The sequence below is a fragment of the Planktothrix prolifica NIVA-CYA 540 genome, from assembly GCF_963864145.1.
GTDB lineage: Bacteria > Cyanobacteriota > Cyanobacteriia > Cyanobacteriales > Microcoleaceae > Planktothrix > Planktothrix agardhii.
Genome location: NZ_CAWLTW010000001.1, coordinates 152,849 through 170,452 on the forward strand (window position 1 = coordinate 152,849; position 17,604 = coordinate 170,452).

9 protein-coding genes are annotated in these 17,604 nt (G+C 39.6%); 4 read left to right on the forward strand and 5 right to left on the reverse strand.

Translation table 11 applies throughout. From position 1 onward, the window contains the following. Positions 1-21 precede the first annotated feature (21 nt). From AC559H_RS00685 to holA, 4 genes are all read right to left on the reverse strand, one after another. Positions 22-2,313, reverse strand: a complete 2,292-nt coding sequence (locus AC559H_RS00685; protein WP_051319867.1) for a diguanylate cyclase domain-containing protein — start codon at positions 2,311-2,313, stop codon at positions 22-24. A 2-nt stretch (positions 2,314-2,315) separates the two neighbouring features. Then, on the reverse strand, positions 2,316-3,266 hold the full coding sequence (locus AC559H_RS00690; protein ID WP_026793406.1) for a GAF domain-containing protein: 951 nt from the start codon (positions 3,264-3,266) through the stop codon (positions 2,316-2,318). Between the two features lie 513 nt (positions 3,267-3,779). After that, positions 3,780-4,748, reverse strand: coding sequence for a hypothetical protein (locus tag AC559H_RS00695; RefSeq protein ID WP_036834154.1), 969 nt, complete (start codon positions 4,746-4,748; stop codon positions 3,780-3,782). Positions 4,749-4,831: 83 nt separating this feature from the next. Then, entirely contained in the window at positions 4,832-5,833 is a 1,002-nt protein-coding gene (gene holA / locus AC559H_RS00700) for a DNA polymerase III subunit delta (RefSeq protein ID WP_026793408.1), read from the reverse strand. 34 nt (positions 5,834-5,867) lie between these two features. Between holA and AC559H_RS00705 the strand changes: the two genes are divergently transcribed. Together AC559H_RS00705 and AC559H_RS00710 are read left to right on the forward strand one after the other, a co-directional pair. Continuing rightward, positions 5,868-6,647, forward strand: a complete 780-nt coding sequence (locus AC559H_RS00705; RefSeq protein WP_026793409.1) for a DUF1868 domain-containing protein — start codon at positions 5,868-5,870, stop codon at positions 6,645-6,647. 111 nt (positions 6,648-6,758) lie between these two features. Then, positions 6,759-8,051, forward strand: coding sequence for a bifunctional cobalt-precorrin-7 (C(5))-methyltransferase/cobalt-precorrin-6B (C(15))-methyltransferase (locus AC559H_RS00710; RefSeq protein WP_026793410.1), 1,293 nt, complete (start codon positions 6,759-6,761; stop codon positions 8,049-8,051). Positions 8,052-8,198: 147 nt separating this feature from the next. On the opposite strand, the gene AC559H_RS00715 is transcribed toward AC559H_RS00710, so the two are convergent. Next, positions 8,199-9,422 carry a bifunctional sterol desaturase/short chain dehydrogenase gene (locus AC559H_RS00715; RefSeq protein WP_026793411.1) on the reverse strand — a complete coding sequence of 408 codons (1,224 nt, stop codon included), beginning with the start codon at positions 9,420-9,422 and terminating at the stop codon, positions 8,199-8,201. Positions 9,423-9,666: 244 nt separating this feature from the next. On the opposite strand from AC559H_RS00715, the gene AC559H_RS00720 reads away from it, so the two are divergent. Both AC559H_RS00720 and AC559H_RS00725 read left to right on the forward strand, forming a co-directional pair. Beyond that, a complete protein-coding gene (locus AC559H_RS00720) occupies positions 9,667-10,335 on the forward strand; it encodes a response regulator transcription factor (RefSeq protein WP_026787527.1) in 669 nt (222 codons plus the stop codon). Between the two features lie 686 nt (positions 10,336-11,021). Then, positions 11,022-17,594: a hypothetical protein gene (locus AC559H_RS00725; protein WP_026798408.1), complete on the forward strand. Its 6,573-nt coding sequence runs from the start codon at positions 11,022-11,024 to the stop codon at positions 17,592-17,594. Positions 17,595-17,604: the final 10 nt, after the last annotated feature.

A 17,604-nucleotide genomic window follows, 5' to 3' on the forward strand; every position in this document is an offset into this window, starting at 1 on the left:
AAATACAAAAATTATCTTAGTTTATAATATACTGCCAACGGCTCGATTTCGTCCTTGGGTTTTCGCTTGATAGAGAGAATGATCCGCCGCATTAATTAAATCCAAAGGAAACCGCTTAACCGTGGGAATTAGGGTACAAATCCCAATACTCATTGTTACCCGGTCAGCAACGGCAGAACGACGATGGGGTAGGTTAAACTGTTCAAGGACATCTTGAATTTTCTTAGCCACTTGCAAAGCGCCTTCTTGATCCGTATGGGGTAAAATAACAACAAATTCCTCCCCCCCATAACGAGCAACTAAATCAATAGAACGTTGAACACCTTGCTGGAGTGCTTGAGCCACCTGTTGTAAACAGATATCTCCTTGAGAATGTCCGTAGGTATCATTATATTGTTTAAAATAATCAATATCACAAAGCAATAATGAAAGGGGGCGTTTTTCTCGGACTAAACGATGCCATTCTTGATGTAAGATCTCATCAAAACAACGACGATTAGCAATTTGGGTGAGTTTATCAACCATGGCTAAATTTTGTAATTGTTGATTAGCTAGTTGTAATTGTTGATGGAGTTCTGATTGGTGAATGGCGATCGCTAATTGAATTGCTAATTGCTGCATCAGTTCAATTTCTAGGTTTTGCCATTCCCTCGGCTTAGTGCAATCATGGGCGATTAATATCCCCCATAAACCCTGGGTTTGTAAAATAATCGGAACCACTAATTTTGCTCGTACTTGTAACTTTTCTAATAATTCAAAATGACAGGGAGTAAGCCCGGCGGTATAAATATCAGGGGTCGCTTTAATCGTGTTTTGCTGATAGTATTGTCCATGATTTTCCACAAAATAGCTATCGGTAATTTCCATCTTCAGAATAGCTTTTGTCCCAGGACTCACAGATTCCTTAACCACCAGACCACTCCAATCGGAATTGAAACGGTAAATCATCACCCGATCTGTCTGTAGGAACTGACGCACCTCCGCGACTGTGGTTTGCAGAATTTCATCTAAATCCAAAGACTGACGAATGCGTTGGGTGATGGTATAAATTATCCGTTCCCCTTCAACCTGTTGTTTTAAGGTTTCTTCTACTTGTTTACGGGCTGTAATATTGGTAAAAGAAGCTACCACTGCATAGGGTTCGGGTGGGTTGGGATGAAATAAAGGTTGGGAATTAATCGAAATCCAGGTTAAATTTCCATCGGGTTTATATACTCCCATAATTACATTAAATTGAGGTTTTCCCGTCTTTAAAGTTACCATTGTCGGATGGTTTTCCCCTGGAAAATTCGAACCATCCTCTTGAATGGCTCGCCATCGGGGGTCAATGGAAGTTAAGCCCATCATCTGGTCGGCCGTTAACCCTAAAATATCTTCTGCACTTTGATTACAGGCGGTGATCTGACCATCGGCTTGCTGGAGGACAATGCCTTCAGCCATGGCTGCAATTACAGAGCGATAACGTTCTTCACTTTCCCTAAGATTGATTTCTACCTGTTGGCGATCGCTAATATCCTCAAAAATATATAAGCGTCCAAAATAGTGATCGCTTTGATCTCGAATTTGACTAGAAAAACGGCGAATAGTGCGCCCATCAGAAAAGGCAATTTTATCCTCAATTACCGCCCGATTTTCCTCTGATTGCAAGGGTTTACAGGACTCGGCAAAGGCAGGAACATCAGCAATTAAAGTAATACAATCGGGAATAATATCATTATTTTTTAAAACTCCTGCTAACATCTGAATTTCTAAGTGTTCAACTCCCCAAATTTTACAAAAACGATGATTAAAATAGATAATATTATCCGTGCGATTATCAACAACAAAAAATGCCAAGTTAGACGTATCCGTCATCGAACGTAATAAGGCTTCTTTCCATCGCAATTCCTGTTCAGTATGCAGATGTTCAATCAGGGCAGTTTGCTGTTCTGTAATATCTTTTTCATTAACAAGAAGTATGGCATTTCCCGTTACTGGATCACGGGTACAACGCACATCTAAACCATGCCAACGAATCCCATTTAAAGTATAAACCTGAGTCTCAATACTAAAAACTGCCCCAGATTGGGCGGTTACGATGGCGGTTTCTCCAATCTGAGGATCAACAAAATGGCGGACAAAGGCATTATCGCTATTTAGACTAGGATAGAGGGTATCGCCATAACACTCAAGAGCGGAAGGATTTTGCATTAAGGGGACACCATCGAGGGTGTACAGGGAAATCATCACGGTTGTATGATTCAGGATTTCAATCGCCCGCAGGGTTTCAGGAGAGCTTTGATTAGCAACTTCTGTAATCCCTTCTACTAACATCGCTATCCGACCTGTTTCAATTGGAATTCCTGAACAAGTACAACGAACTGAAATCGGTTGACCTTGAGGGTAAAATGTCCAGGTTTCGGTGATATTTTTTTATGTTTAAATTGTTGTAAATAAGCGTTTAAACGAATCCGAGTTGCTTCGGAAATATCCTTAAAATTTCGTTTAATTAATTCCTCTCGATTGGGGGCATTCCAGATATGAAGTGCCGCCTGGTTAGCCCACCACATTTGTAAATTCTCAATATCAAAAATCCAGATTGGGGTTTGGAGTATATCTAGCCCGTTTAATTCATTAATTGATATAGCATTATTAGATTTTTTAGTTAAATATTCATCACCAAGATGACAACATTGGCAATCCTGGGCGGTGTTTATTTCTTGGATAGGTAGTAATATTTCTTGCGGTTTTTGTTGACATAATTGCCGGGGATATTGATCGGCTTCTCTATATTGAATAGCAATTCCTAATTGCATCGCAATTTGTTGCAGAAATTGAATATCTAGGGTTTTCCACTGACGGGAACTTTGACATTGATGAACAATCAATAAACCCCAAAGATCGGGTAAGGTTGGAGAAATTTGAGACGATGGAGATCTGGTAATTAAAATTGGGACAACCAGATTGGCACGGATTTGCAATCGTTGTAAAAGCTGTTTGTAACAAGCTTGCAGCGGCTTAGTCTTTACATCCTCAATTAAGCTAATCTCTCCTCGGCGATAGAGGTCTACCCATTCCGCCTGAAAGCAGGGATCATGGATTAGTTTACCTAAAATTGGCATCCATTCAGGACTGACGGATTCTTCTACGATCACCCCATCGCCATCAGCTAAGAAACGATAGACGACGGCCCGATCGCAACCCAGGATTTCCCTAATTCCTTTGACCGTTACGCCTAAAACCTCACCTAATTCAAGCTGTTGGTGAATTTGTTGCGTAAGTCTCATGATTTGATTCAGGGTTTGCTCCGAAACAAGTTGATATGCCAATATATGGCCTGAAGACATGGCGACAGTAGAAAACTTCTATTTGTATTATTAACTACTTTTCCTTCCCCCGCATTGATTATGTTTAAAACTTCATAAAAATTTGATCAAAACTTGATGAAAAGGGGTCTGCACTGTATTAAAAATTTACAATTGCTCCAGGGCCTAATATAGCAACCGCCAAGGCAGTTAGGACACCAGACGGATCTTGTAACCCAGACAGTGAAGTATTTTTTTCCCTGTTCCCTCCCCCCCTAGCCCCCCGTGCACGGGGGGTTTGGGGGGGCTGTTCCCTGTTCCCTGCTATAACACACCGGATCAATCTTGAATTAGGTATATATACTAATTCCTGTAGGGGTTGGGTCTCCCAACCCTCTTGGCGCCCAACTCAGATAAATAACCTTAACCAGAACAAAAATTTTGATGAAATCCCTAAATTAAAATACAATTAAAAGAGCAACGATCAACTGTATTTTAATTGGGAGCAGTAGCAGCTTTTCGTTCCGCTATTTTTTGATTATTAGCATATAGAACCGCCCTATCTTTAGCCAGCGTAAACTTAGGATGGGAATTAGGAACCTTTTTCATCAACTCACTGGCCCGTTTCCATTCCGTTGCCACTTTTGTCCATTCCGCCTTGGTTTGGGCTTTCTGCGCTAAGTTTGCGGTAGTGATTGCGGTTTTAACTGCTTCAGAAAATGGGTCAGCAGGTGTGGCTGGAGATACAGGCGGTTGAGGAGAAGTGGAAGTTGAAGGAGTAGAGGGGGACTCTGGAGAGGAGGAACCTGTGGGGAGGAAGGGTAAGCGGAAAATTCCGGCAAAATGCAATCCCCCTAAGATAGCCAAAACAGCCAAAACCCCTAACAAAATCAATGGCAAAACCTGGCTTTTTGGCTTTTTAGGTTCAACCTGTCGGGTGGTTTCCTCAATCTCATCATCGGGATCATCATCCTCCTCGGGATTGTAGGCTGGTGCTACATTACTATTGTTGGAGGGTAAATATTCATCATCATCAATCATGTCGTCATCATCAATGATTTCGTCGTCAATATTGTAGTCTTCATCTTCATCATCCACCAAAGGGACAGAAGATTCATCCAAAAGGGCATCATCAATTGGACTGATGACGGGTTCTGGCGGAGTTCTCAGAATAATTTCTTCTTCCCAAACGGGTAAATCATCTCCGAACTGACGCCCATAAACCTTAACGGTGTAGATCGTTTCAACACCGAGGCGATCCATGCCATTGCGGACTAATTTCACTAAGTCTTTTTGATAGTGGGGAACCTGATCCCCCTCCATCATGACATGGAGACAGCCGTTCTCCCGCACGACATCTGCGTTAATTCCTTTGGATTTGAGGGAACGGTTAATCGCGTCTGCGATTACCTTGGGATCGCCCTGTTTAGCCAGTTCTCGTGAGCTTTGATCTTGTGATGACATAGCTAAAATGATTTCACCTGTCCATGACAATGATACTATCACTCATTAATTGCTGTGCAACTATTTTCTAAAAATTAGCATTTTTACCGCCTTTGAAATAGACTACACAGTTCAATAATATGGGTTTGTAGGGTAGAGAGTTCTTCCCCACCGCGTTTAAGATGGGCTTCTAGTTGCAGCAATAGGGGTAAACTCTGTTGAAATTGTTTGAGTGTGGAAGTTTGTACCTCTTTTTGCAAGAAAAATACTCGGTTGGGGTTGCCAATTTCGGCGGTTTTAGCAATTTCGACTTTATCCCTAACTCCGGTTTCCATCATTAATTTAATCCATAACCAAGTCCGAAACTGACTAACTAAAGTTGCCACAATTTTCAGGGCGGGTTCATTATGTAGGAGCAGATCTGCTATCAACTCTAGGGCTTCGCTGGTTTGTCCGGCCTTAATACAACTGGCAAGTTTTAGGCTATTTTGAGTATTGGACTGAACTAATCGGGAAATGTCCTCCACACTCAAGGGTTGACGAGTATTTACACTAAAAAGTTGTAGTTTTTCCAATTCGTTATAAAGTTGTCGGATATCATTTCCAACTAACTCCGCCAGGAGGTCGATACCATTCGGGGTCAGTTTTACCCCGCGTTCGCTGGCCAGGGTTCTAACTTGCTGTTGTAACTTATCGGTTTCCCAAGGTTTGATTCGAGAAAATTCCCGTAATTCTCCTTTGGATTTCCGAATCTGGTCTTCTAAGAATTTAGTAGATTTAAGCCGTTTATCAGGTTTGTTGGCACTGGTTAATAGTAAGGTGGTAGTATCGGGGATCGCGGGCAGGGTTCGTTCTAACTCCTGATAAACCTCCGTTGAACATTGCTGCATCAGGGGGGTATCGGCTAACCAAACAAAGCGTCCACCTAACCCAAACGGGGGAGTCATGGCTTGATTGAGTCCCATTACGATAGAATTTGCTTGATCGGACACAATTCTGTCAGAATTGAAACTATCCCAACTGGGATCAACGACGGCCGATCGCAATCGTTCGACCGCTTGCAATAAGGAAAAGTCATCGTCTCCCCAGTACAGGTAGATTGGCATAATAACTTAATTTTTTCAAAAGAGGCGATTAAAATTGGACGATACTTATCAAGTTTATGTGAATCGGGTGGCGCGGTTAACGCTACCAGAATCCTATCATTCTCAGTTGGAGTATATTCAGGAGTCCCCAAAGTTTAAGCCTGACTCCCAGGGTAAACGCCAAGCTGTGCCTTTTCCTGGTTATACCATTATTACTCCCCCGGCTGAGGAGGATTTGGATAATCAAGAGTTCTATAAAAATCTCCAAGATTGTCAACAGCAACTTGGTGAAAAGTTTGATCCTAATTTTTTAATTACTATCCCCCCAGATAGTTTACATTTTACCCTGGCTGATCTGGTTTGGGATAGTGCCTATCGAGATGGTAGTCAAGATCCTAATTTTGAGCCGAATTTGCATCAAGCGATCGCTCAATCTTTTCAGGGGTTTGAATCAACTCCAATTTCTCCGGGTATTCGCTGGCAAATTTTTGGTTTTATGTTATTACCAAGGGCGATCACCGTTTGTTTGGTTCCCCGAGATCAGGAGTCCTATCAAAAAACCCTTGAATTCCGCCGAGCTATCTATCAAAATCAGGGTTTAATTCCATTAGGTGTCGATCAACAATATTATTTAACGGCACATATCACTTTAGGTTATTTCGGAAGTATTCCTGAAGATTTAGATCGGGCAAATTTTTGTAATATTCTATCTTCTTTTAATCAACAATGGTTAGATTCAACTCAAGAAATCTGGGTTAACCGAGCCGAACTCCGCAAATTTGATGACATGAATCGCTATTATCGAGAACCAAACTGGCCTGTTTTAGAGTTTTAAATCCTAGGGGTTAGTGATTGGTTGTTCGGGTGTTGATGGTTAGTCTCTAACGGTCAACACCTCTTAAGAAGAAACAGGAAAAGGGCAACAGGTAACAGGAAATCCTTATAGATGATTCATGTTATTGGAATTGGGTTAGAAGGAGCATCGGGACTGAGTGAGTCTGTGCTTAATTTAGTCATAGGAGCGACGGTATTAGTCGGAAGCGATCGCCATTTAAGTTATTTTCCTGAACATTCAGCCACCCAGTTAACCTTGGGAGATTTAACAGAAACTATTGTCGCCATTCGTCAACAACTGATTAGATGGGAAGTTGAAAATAAACAATCTAGTAATAATTATATTGTAATTTTGGTATCAGGTGATCCGTTATTTTTTGGGTTAGGTCATTTATTAATAGCCGAATTTTCCCCGGAAAAATTAACCTTTCATCCCCATATTAGTTCGATTCAATTAGCTTTTAATCGAATTAAAACTCCTTGGCAAGATGCTAAAATTCTCCGAACCCAGAGTCCCGGGATGGAAACCTTAATTCAAGCCTTAAAACAGGGGGTAGAAAAAATAGCAATTTTAACGGATACTATTTATAATCCCCCAGCGATCGCCCAATTAATCTGTAGTTTAGATTTACCTAATTGTTATCAATTTTGGGTTTGTGAAAATTTAGGGGGAAAGGATGAACGGGTGCAACAATGGGATATAAAAATATTAAAAAATCAAGTTTTTTCACCCTTAAATATTGTTATTTTATTACGTCAATCTCGCTCAGAAATAGAACCCTTAGATTTATCTAAAATTCCGACTTTTGGCATTCCCGATCAACTATTTTTAAGTTATAGCGATCGCCCCGGATTAATAACAAAACGGGAAGTTAGGAGTTTAGTCTTAGGAGAATTAGGATTACAACCTAAACAAACGATCTGGGATATTGGTGCTGGAATGGGTTCAGTTTCCATAGAAATTGCCCGACTTTTTCCTGATTCTACTATTTATGCAATCGAAAAAACAGCAGTTGGAACCAGCTTAATTGAACAAAATCGTCAACGGTTTCAAGTGAATAATATGGTTTCAATTCATGGGGAAGCACCGGATATTTTACATCATTTACGTTCTCCTCATCGAATTTTTATGGGCGGATTTGGAAAAAATTTAAGCGAAATATTAGGGATTTGTAGTATTCGTTTAAGTCCGGGCGGTGTGATTGTTTTAGCTTTAGAAACCATTGAACACTTAAACACCGCTTTAAATTGGTTAGAACAACGAAAACGCATTGAGGGAAGTTGGAGTTATCGCATTCTCAATATCCAGTTATCTCATTCCGTTCCGATTAATCATCTAACCCGTTTTTCTCCCTTCAACCCCGTCACTCTTTTAACAATTACTCACCATAGCTTATTTGCTTAGGAAAAAGGGAACACCGGAACAGCCCCCCAAACCCCCCGTGCACGGGGGGCTAGGGGGGGAGGGAACAGGGGATGTAAACTCTTTTTATTACCCATTACCCATTACCCATTACCCATTACCCATTACCCATTACCTATTACCCATTACCTAATTCGCCTGGCGACTGAACAATTTAAAATAAGTAGAAACCCAAAACTCCTTAATCGGGAAAGCAATAAAAGTTAAAGGGTTAATCGTAATAATGATATTACGAACATCTCCTTGAGCCTGTTTAACCAATTGTTTAGCAACCCAGTTAGGAGACATTACCCCAATGGGGTTTAAGTTACTTTTGAATGGCCCTAAAATTAATTTCCGAATCACGCAGGGTGCATCCAAACGACGGAGAGTAATTAAATCTCCTAAAGTCCGTTTACTCAGTTCGTAAAGGGGACTAAATGCTGGCCCCACTTCCGCTTCCGATGTGTTGACCCAAACTTCTTTTTTAGCAATATCAGCGTTAGTTTTAACGGTACTTAGGAATAATTCTAATAGACGCCAACCGGAAAACGTATTCACCTGATAGGATTGGCTAATCGCTTCTTCGGTTCTCATTCCGTTAACATTAATCCCATGATTAATAATTAAAATATCTACTTTTTGGAATAACTCCCCTAATTGTTGTTCCTCTCCGACTTGCCAAGTTACGGTTTTGATCGGAATTGTTTCCCCCTCAACCGTTAAACTCAAGGGTTGATCACCGGAAGTCAAAGCCAGAACTTTTGCGCCTTTAGCATGAAGATGAAATAAAAGAGCTTGTCCGAGGGTTCCCGATGCTCCAGTCACAGCCACGGTTTTCCCCTTCAATGAAAGCGCCGTTCCCATGATTTTATCTAATAGGGTAAGGGTTCCACAAAAATAGGCATTTTGATTATCAAAATGATGCCGCCAATGGTAGGTTCGATTTACCATCCAAGAGGCAGGGGGACGGTCAAATTCGCCTGGAGTATGGGTTAAATCCGTAAGTTTATCTATATTGGGGATTCCCATTCCTCGACCAATAGCCGAGAATAGAAAACTGAGGGTATAAATACAACCGAGAAGGGCAAATCCCTGGTTTTCGGGGGTGTAAATATGGGCGATCGCCACGAATACTAAACTAAAGCTTAACATAACTCCCGCTTCGGGGACATCATTATACCAATGGGCTTGGCGATAAATTTCCTCACTCACGGGAGTTAAATCGGGACGGAATACCCGATGATGCCAATTGTGCAAACGAATTAAGGGCGGGAAAATATGAGCCGCGACATGGTAAAGATCCCTTACCATTTCTGCTCCAACGACAGAACCCAATCCCCAAGCTACATTTCCGATCCAAACCGTTACCATATCCAATCACTCACACCTTTAATTCGCAAGTTTTTTGCCCACTACGATCAGACCTGGGTTCAATTGTAATCAAATTTGGTTCTAAAAGTTGATCGATTTTTCCCATCTTCTAAAACTTGTAACGTCTGTCTAAATCAAGTAGGCAGTCTACCACTTGATGTTAGAAGGTCGTGAATCTGTGTTAAAATCCGATTGTTTATTGGGAATCAGTATCTACGTTTGAAACCATCCTAGGTATGATCGAATGAGTCGAATTCTCATTGCTGAAGATGAACCTCGAATTGCCTCCTTTCTGGAAAAGGGACTGCGGGCTAATGGATTTATCACAACCTTAGCTTGCAATGGACGAGAAGCAGTAGAAAAAGCCCTCGCCCATGAGTTTGACTTGTTAATTCTCGACTTAGGACTTCCCGATCAAGATGGGTTTCAAGTTTTAGAGCAATTACGGGGTCAAGGAGAACAAATTCCGATTATTATTCTGACCGCCCGGGATGATATTACGGATAAAGTAGCAGGGTTAGATGGGGGTGCAGATGATTATGTGACTAAACCCTTCCGATTTGCAGAACTTTTAGCTCGGGTTCGTGTCCGTTTGCGACATCATCCCCAATTGACGAATAATGAAGATAAGACTTTAACCGTTGGCCAAATTACACTGGATTTATATACCCGTCAAGCTTGTTTGGGAGAAACACCCATTACCCTATCGGCTAAGGAATTTCAACTGTTAGAAACGTTTTTGCGCCATCCGGGTCAAGTGTTGAGTCGGGAACAACTATTGGATCAGGTTTGGGGATATGACTATGATCCAGGCTCGAATATTGTTGATGTTTATGTGGGCTATCTGCGTAAAAAGTTGGGGGGTCAACGGATTGAAACGGTACGGGGAATGGGGTATCGTCTAGTTTCTTGAAACTTCTGGGAACTTTTAGGCTAAACAGAGCGTCTGCATGGAAGCACGGTTGGAAGGTGCGATTTAGACGAATTTAGTGATCAGGATAAGTTTTATTTAGCCGATCTGCGGTTAGTTCATCAGGGGCATTTAAGGATAAAATATTGTGACTTTGGGATATAAGCAAAGTCCAGTGTGAATTTTTTAAAAAGTATGAAAGTTGGCTATCTCTTGCTTACAAATAGCTGCGCTATATTGTGTTTATAGTTCGGGCTGTTAACAATATTTTGAAAACTGTTATATTTTGCCTCAACTAAGGGAATACTTAAATTAAGTAGGTAAGTAATAATCGGGTTAATGGAAATTTGACTTTAGATTAATTACTGTTTCTTTAACCAAGTTTTTGACAAGGTTAAAGGAACTATTTGTGGTTTAAATTTAAAAAAGCCCACCTAAAAAAAACAAAAAGGCGGCAAAATTTTTTGGTTTGAATTTAAAAAATAAGCTAATAAAACTCTACAATTAAGATTTTTCTCATCAAGGCTTCATTACCCTCTTAAATCTATGTTTTAGAGTTAATATAGACAGAATAAACAATCAGAATCGAATAATATTTAATCCTTAATTGATCTTCGGTTCGATAGTTTCAAAATGGGTATGCAAGCACACCCTTATTGTGTCGTATAGATTATAAGGTTGAAAAAACTATGAATGACTTGAACAAGTTTTCAAAAGAATTAGACAAATTGGGTGACAAACTTGGTAAATTAGCCAATAAACCCGATAAATTCTTCAAGAAACTAGATAAACTATTTGATAAAGATGCCTATTTGAAATTAAACCCCGATGTTAAACTGGCTGTTGAAGCCAACTTAATAACACCAGAAGAACACTTTTTACTCTATGGAATTTATGAAAATCGGGAATTTAGTCATCTATTTAGTGTTCGTGAATACTTAAAGCTGAATGTAGATTTTAAATTTGTAGCTCAACAACAGGGTTTAAGTGTTGCTGAACATTTTATTGATTTTGGACAGAGTGAAAACCGTCCCTGGAATCCTCTATTTAATATTCAGGAATATCTCAAACTTAATCCTGATGTTGAGCAAAAGGTTAAGGATGGTCTGACCAATGCTAGTGAACATTTCTTGGAATTTGGAATTGATGAAACCCGAAAGTTTAGTTTTGTCTTTAAACTCAAAGATTATTTGACACTTAATCCTGATGTTGCAGTCCAAGCTCAAGAGGGTTTAATCAATCCGATTCTCCACTTTTTTAACGTGGGTCAATTTGAAGGTCGAGAATGCAATAAATCATTCCTTAATGTCAAGTATTATTTGGAAGCAAACCCAGATATTAAGTTAGCTGTTCAGTCAGGTCAAATTAGTGCAATCGCACATTTTCTCGAATTTGGTCTGGGGGAAAATCGTCCGTTCAATCCCAACATTTCTGTTACTAAGATTCTGCAACAATTCAAAGTTAGTAGTCTCTCAGTAATTAGTATTGAGCAAATTAAGCAATTTATTGAGGTATCGCTATCAGCACCCGTACCAACACCAACGGTTGAACCAACACCCGCACCAACCGCAACACCCGCACCAACGGTTGAACCAACACCCGCACCAACCTTAACTCCCGCACCAACGGTTGAACCGACACCCGCACCAACCGCAACACCCGCACCAACGGTTGAACCAACACCCGCACCAACCGCAACACCCGCACCAACGGTTGAACCAACACCCGCACCAACCTTAACTCCCACACCAGTTCCGACTCCAGTTTCGACTCCAATTCCCACACCAGTTCCGACTCCAGTTCCAACTCCAGTTCCGACTCCAATTCCCACACCAGAACCAACTACTGAACTTCCCCCAGAATTGTTCAATCTGGACTATATTAAAGTCACCTATGGGGTTGAACTGAAAGCGGGTTTAAAAGTTGAGGATCTCAGCACGATTACAGATATTGAGATCATCAATTTCATCAATCAAAATGGATTAGAACTGGGGATTAATACCTCAACCTATGTAGATATTAAGAGTTACCTAGAATCTTATAGCCAACAACTACTGAGTTTCTATCAAGTTGCCTCTGTTTCCAATCTTACTTTTGTACAAATCCTCAACTATATTAGTGGGGAAGGTTTAGAGGCAGGAAACAGTCCTTCTGTCTTGATTGATTTTAATTTTGTCAAGAAAAATCATGGCAAAAAACTAGAGAAATTCCTTGAGAAAACCCTTGACAAAATCACCAACAAAGATATTTTAAAATATCTTGACAAAGAAGGAGTTAAAGGCGGAGATCAACTATCGGGTTCCATCGACTTTAATTATATTCGGTCAACCTACAATGTTGAACTGGTTGCTAAATTTGGGGTGAGTTTAGAACTCATTAGTAATCAGCAAATCTTTGCATTTATCAACAGTAAAGAAGGGTCTGAAGTAATTACCCATCCTTCACCGACCGTTGATATTAACTTCGTCAAAGTTGTTTACGCAAAAGAGATTGCAGCTTACTTCAAGATTTCCGTTGAACAAGTCCTAGTTCTGCCAAATGTTCAGATTCTGCTGTTCATTAATAACGTTCCGCCAGAACAAAAAATTGATACTTCTTGGACAGTTTCTTCAAATTACTTAGAAGTTGTTTATGGGAAAGAATTAGTCGCTGGGTTAGGAAAAAATCCATCCGTTAAACAAATTCTGAATTTCATTGAAGAACAAGGAATTAAAAATGGAAATACCGTTTCTCCATTCCTGGGTCTGGATTATGTGAAACAGTTGAATCTCGATAAAATTGTCGAGAAATACAACATCACAAAAACCAATGAAATTGGAAGTGACAATATTCTCGAAAGTATCAATGTAGATTACCTAATTGATGTTGAATACTCTCGTGTTAAATACGCAACTCAGTTAGCCGCTTACTTCAAAATTTCCGAGGAAGAAGTTGCTAACCTAACGGATGAAAAAATCAAGGTTTATATCCTGGGAATTGGTAAAGACTTAGGATTAACCGGAAATCCAATTGACTTTAAGAAAGTTGAGAAACTACTGGAAAAAGAACTCAAAGGTTTCTTCAAAGTCAAAGATGTTAAAGACTTAACCGATGGACAAATCAATGGTTTCCTATCGGGTGAAGGTAAAAAACTGGGACTGCTGAAGCAAATCAGTGAAGTCGTTGATGTTGAATACTATAAAGAAATTTATGGTAAAGTCTTAACGGCTGAATTTGGAGCAGATATCAAAGCGGAAAACATTATTGATTTTCTGTTTGGTGATAAATCTCCAGTTATTGATGTGAAATTCTGCTTAGATAAATACACAGATGAACTCACACAATATGCCGATATTTTAGGGAAAAATATCCAAAAATTAACCCTAGACGATCTGAAAAAATACTTCTTCAGCAATGAAAAGTTTGATGAGGTAAAGAGCCTAGTCACTTTCGATTTAACAGCGTTCAGTACCCAATATTCATCACAGTTGATTGCGTTTTATAATGTAACTGCGGTTACGGAAATTACCCAAGCGCAAATTTATCAGTTTGTTACCGAAGAAGCTTCCAAATTGAATCTCAATCTTTCTGAATTTATCTCAGCAGATGGATTGGCATTCTACAAGAAAGAATACGCGGAAAAAATCGCTGTTCAATATGATGTTGATGTCAGCGTTGTTCAGGAATTAAATCCCAATGTTCTACTCGATATTGTGTTAGGTGGATGGTCTAATGATATCGACTCTGACTACTTCCGGTTTAAATTTACAGGAGATGTTCAAGCGACATTTGGTGTAGACGCGATCGCTAAAGTCACGGACTTACAAATTCTCCAATATCTGCATGATCAGGAAACCGTTGATGTCAAAACAATCAATTGGTTTGATACCGATGGATATGTCAAAAAATACGGTAAAGAACTTGAAGCCGCGCTAAAAGATTCCTACCACGTTAAAGACATTAGTGAACTGTCTAGTCAGCAGATTATCAAGTTTGCTTTTAGTCCTGAAGCTAAAGCTTTTAGTACAGAAGGATTGATTGATTTAGGGTACATTACTGATACCTTCGGTGCTGCAATTGTTAGTGGGGATCAAGTTACTGAAAAATGGATTAGTCAATATATTGGCGTTGATGCTGGATATGTTGAGTTTCAACTCAGTGGTTTGATTCAAGCTAAAACTGTTACCTTAGATAAAATTAATCAAGTTCTAGGAACAACCGTTACTAGCGTTGATTTGTTGAGCAAAAAACAACTGATTGACCTCATTAATAACAGTGAATTCAAGACCGCTTTAGGCGCGGGTGTTGAAATTAAACTGTCTCAAGATACCCCGAATTTGGATTATATCAAAGCCACCTTTGCTCCCGCTTTAGCAGAAGTTTTAGGGGTGAATATTGCCTCGCTTACGGGTGATATAAGCAAGGTTGTTTCTAACGATAAAGTCCTAACCTATCTGGTTAAAAATAAAGCAGCAGAAATCGCGGCATTTGCCAAAGTTACTGAAGCTGAAGTTACACCAGAATTAGCAAAACAATGGTTAACTAAATCCAGTCTGATTTCGTTAGATAATGATGGTACAACCGATGGTGGTACGCCCATTAAAATCGATCTGGTTTATGGTCGTTATCAACTCCAACAGTTAGTTACGGACAAAACGATTACCCTGAATACGGTAAATCAATTATTACCTGCACCAATTGATTCTTTAGAAACAATTACCGACGCAAATCTGACGGAATTGTTACTAAATCAAGAATTCCAAACCGCATTAGGTAATAACAGTATTGAGTTGGTTCAACCTAATACTTTGGATTTAGGTTTCTTGAGTTCTAAATATCAGAGTGAACTGTCAGCAAAATACAATTTACCTGCGGGTACTAAATTTACCGAACAACAAATTAAGGATTATTTCACTACCGCAGATGCTGAAAAAATTACAGCCGCAGGTGTAACGGTTGAACAATATATTCAACAACTGACGGTCACAGAAGTTCCAGCACCAGTTCCACCAACCAACCCAGCGGCAGACTTTGATCCACAATATTTGAAATTCCAACTGAAAGATTTGTTGGATAAAAATGTGATCACTTTGGACGATGTTAATGGTGTTCTGACTACTGATATTCAGGCGTTAGATGGGTTAACAAATGAACAAGTTAAAGAATTAGTTGTTAACGAAGCCTTTAACAATAAACTGGGTGCAGATAAAGCTCTGAAACTGACACAAACGGAGACACCTGACTATAACTATGTGCGTCACCTTTACGCTCAAGAATTAGCGGGTACTTATAGTGTTTCAGTCGATGATGTTTTAGCGGGAGATGTTGTCACCCTAACCAACGAACAAATCCTTGCAGCCTTTACGCAAAAACTGTCAACAATTGATGTGGGATATGTCAGTGATCAACTGGAAAAATTGATTACTGACCAAAAATTAAGTTTAGATCAAGTCAAACAATTCTTAGGAAGTGGAGACGCAACTTTTGCAACTGTTGAAGACTTGACAAATCCCCAAATTATTCAGTTAGTCTATAGTCCTGAATTCAAGGATTTGTTAAAAACAGAAAATCAAACGCTGAAATTGTCCCCTGTTGATTATGAACGGTATATTAAGGATAATACTGATGCTTTGAAAGCAGCTTATCCAGATGTTACCGACATCAAAGATTTAACTCTTGAAAAAGTCAAGCAATTCGTTTATGGTGAAGGGGTTAAACAGGGTATTCAGCTTGACAAATATCTCGCTCTTGATTATCTCGGAGACACCTATACAAGCGCGATTAATAGCGTTGCAGTTGATGATCAGGTGGCGTTAAATTGGTTGAAAAATGACTACAATCAATTGGATACAAACTATCTACGTTATCAATTTGAACAGTTAAGTGTTGAACAAAAAACACAGTTATTAACTGATCTGAAAATCGAGAAAGATGTTAATTCTCTGACGAATAAAGACATCATTTCTATTACCTTGAGCGACGCTTACAAACAGGTGTCACCGGATAATAGTATCCAACTAACCGCTATTGATGTTAATGCTTATCGGCAAGGTTACACCCAACAGCTTGTTGATTACTATTTCCCAACCGACGATGGCGTTACTCCCCCTCCTACCGATAACCCCGGAAATGGCAACTTAGTTGATAAAATCAGCGACAAAGATGTGATTAAGTTTGCTTTCAGCGACGGAATCAAACAAGGAATTAACCCTCTGGAATTTGTTGATAAAGAATACCTGAAAACGGCTTTCAAAGATGAACTAGCAACCCATTATAAAGTGGATGTATCGGCCGTTGCTCAACTCGATGATTCCTTAGTTGCTGACTATGTGTATGGTGGGATTCTGGGCGCAGAAATTGACGATAAATTCTATCGCCAAACCTACAAAACCGAGTTGGAAACCACCTTCAGTAAACCAGTTGAACAACTCACAAATACTGATATCCTAAAACACGCTTTAGACGTAACTATTCTGCAAGGAAAAGCGATCGCGTCTGTGGATGTTAAGGGATTTGTCAAGGAATACAAAAAACAACTGTCCGAGATTTTTGGAATCGAACCCAAAGACCTCAAAAAACTCGATAAAGCTTTCCTCAAAGACTTTATCCTAGAACAAGCTTCCTCCTATGATTTAGATGGGAAAAAATATACCAATCTTGACTACTATGTGAATCAAGGTGGGGAAGAATTGTTAGAAAATTACCGTGAGGATAAGGTCTACAATATTGATCCTAAGAAAGTCTTTGACTACGTTTCTGAAAATCAAAAAGACGTTTCTAGCACGGCTCCAATAGTTGATTTAGTTTGGTATCAAAAACAATATGGCGATGATATTACGGCAAATAAAGCCAAAATTGATACCAATAAAGATGCCAAAATTAGCAACGATGAGTTGTCTGTCTATGCAACCGGGGAAGGTTTAATTAAAGGAAACAAACCTTCTGAATTGTTGAAAGACTTCGACCAATATGTTGCCGATCCGCAAGTGCAAGAAGATGTCTTAACCTACTACAATGTTGGGTCGGTTGATGCACTTACAAACCCTCAAATTATCAGCTATATGGTTGGTAAAGGTTTGTCAGATGGTCACGAACCTTTCAGTGATGAATTCTTAACAAAGAATCCTCAACTGGATTTGGAAACCTTCAAAACAGCTAATGCTCAAGCCTTAGTTCAATATACAGGTCTTACAATTGAACAGGTCAGCTACTTGAATGTTTTCTCCTATCAAGCTAGTACAGGTTTGTTTAACCCAACAACCCCTAACAATGGTTTAGTTTAATCTTAAAAAG

What these genes read in the sequence shown, in the direction of transcription:
- AC559H_RS00725 (WP_026798408.1), top strand. Translation starts at nt 11,022, where the DNA reads ATGAATGACTTGAACAAGTTTTCAAAAGAATTAGACAAATTGGGTGAC.
- AC559H_RS00695 (WP_036834154.1), bottom strand. Translation starts at nt 4,748, where the DNA reads ATGTCATCACAAGATCAAAGCTCACGAGAACTGGCTAAACAGGGCGAT.
- AC559H_RS00685 (WP_051319867.1), bottom strand. Translation starts at nt 2,313, where the DNA reads ATGTTAGTAGAAGGGATTACAGAAGTTGCTAATCAAAGCTCTCCTGAA.
- AC559H_RS00710 (WP_026793410.1), top strand. Translation starts at nt 6,759, where the DNA reads ATGATTCATGTTATTGGAATTGGGTTAGAAGGAGCATCGGGACTGAGT.
- AC559H_RS00720 (WP_026787527.1), top strand. Translation starts at nt 9,667, where the DNA reads ATGAGTCGAATTCTCATTGCTGAAGATGAACCTCGAATTGCCTCCTTT.
- AC559H_RS00690 (WP_026793406.1), bottom strand. Translation starts at nt 3,266, where the DNA reads ATGAGACTTACGCAACAAATTCACCAACAGCTTGAATTAGGTGAGGTT.
- AC559H_RS00715 (WP_026793411.1), bottom strand. Translation starts at nt 9,422, where the DNA reads ATGGTAACGGTTTGGATCGGAAATGTAGCTTGGGGATTGGGTTCTGTC.
- holA (WP_026793408.1), bottom strand. Translation starts at nt 5,833, where the DNA reads ATGCCAATCTACCTGTACTGGGGAGACGATGACTTTTCCTTATTGCAA.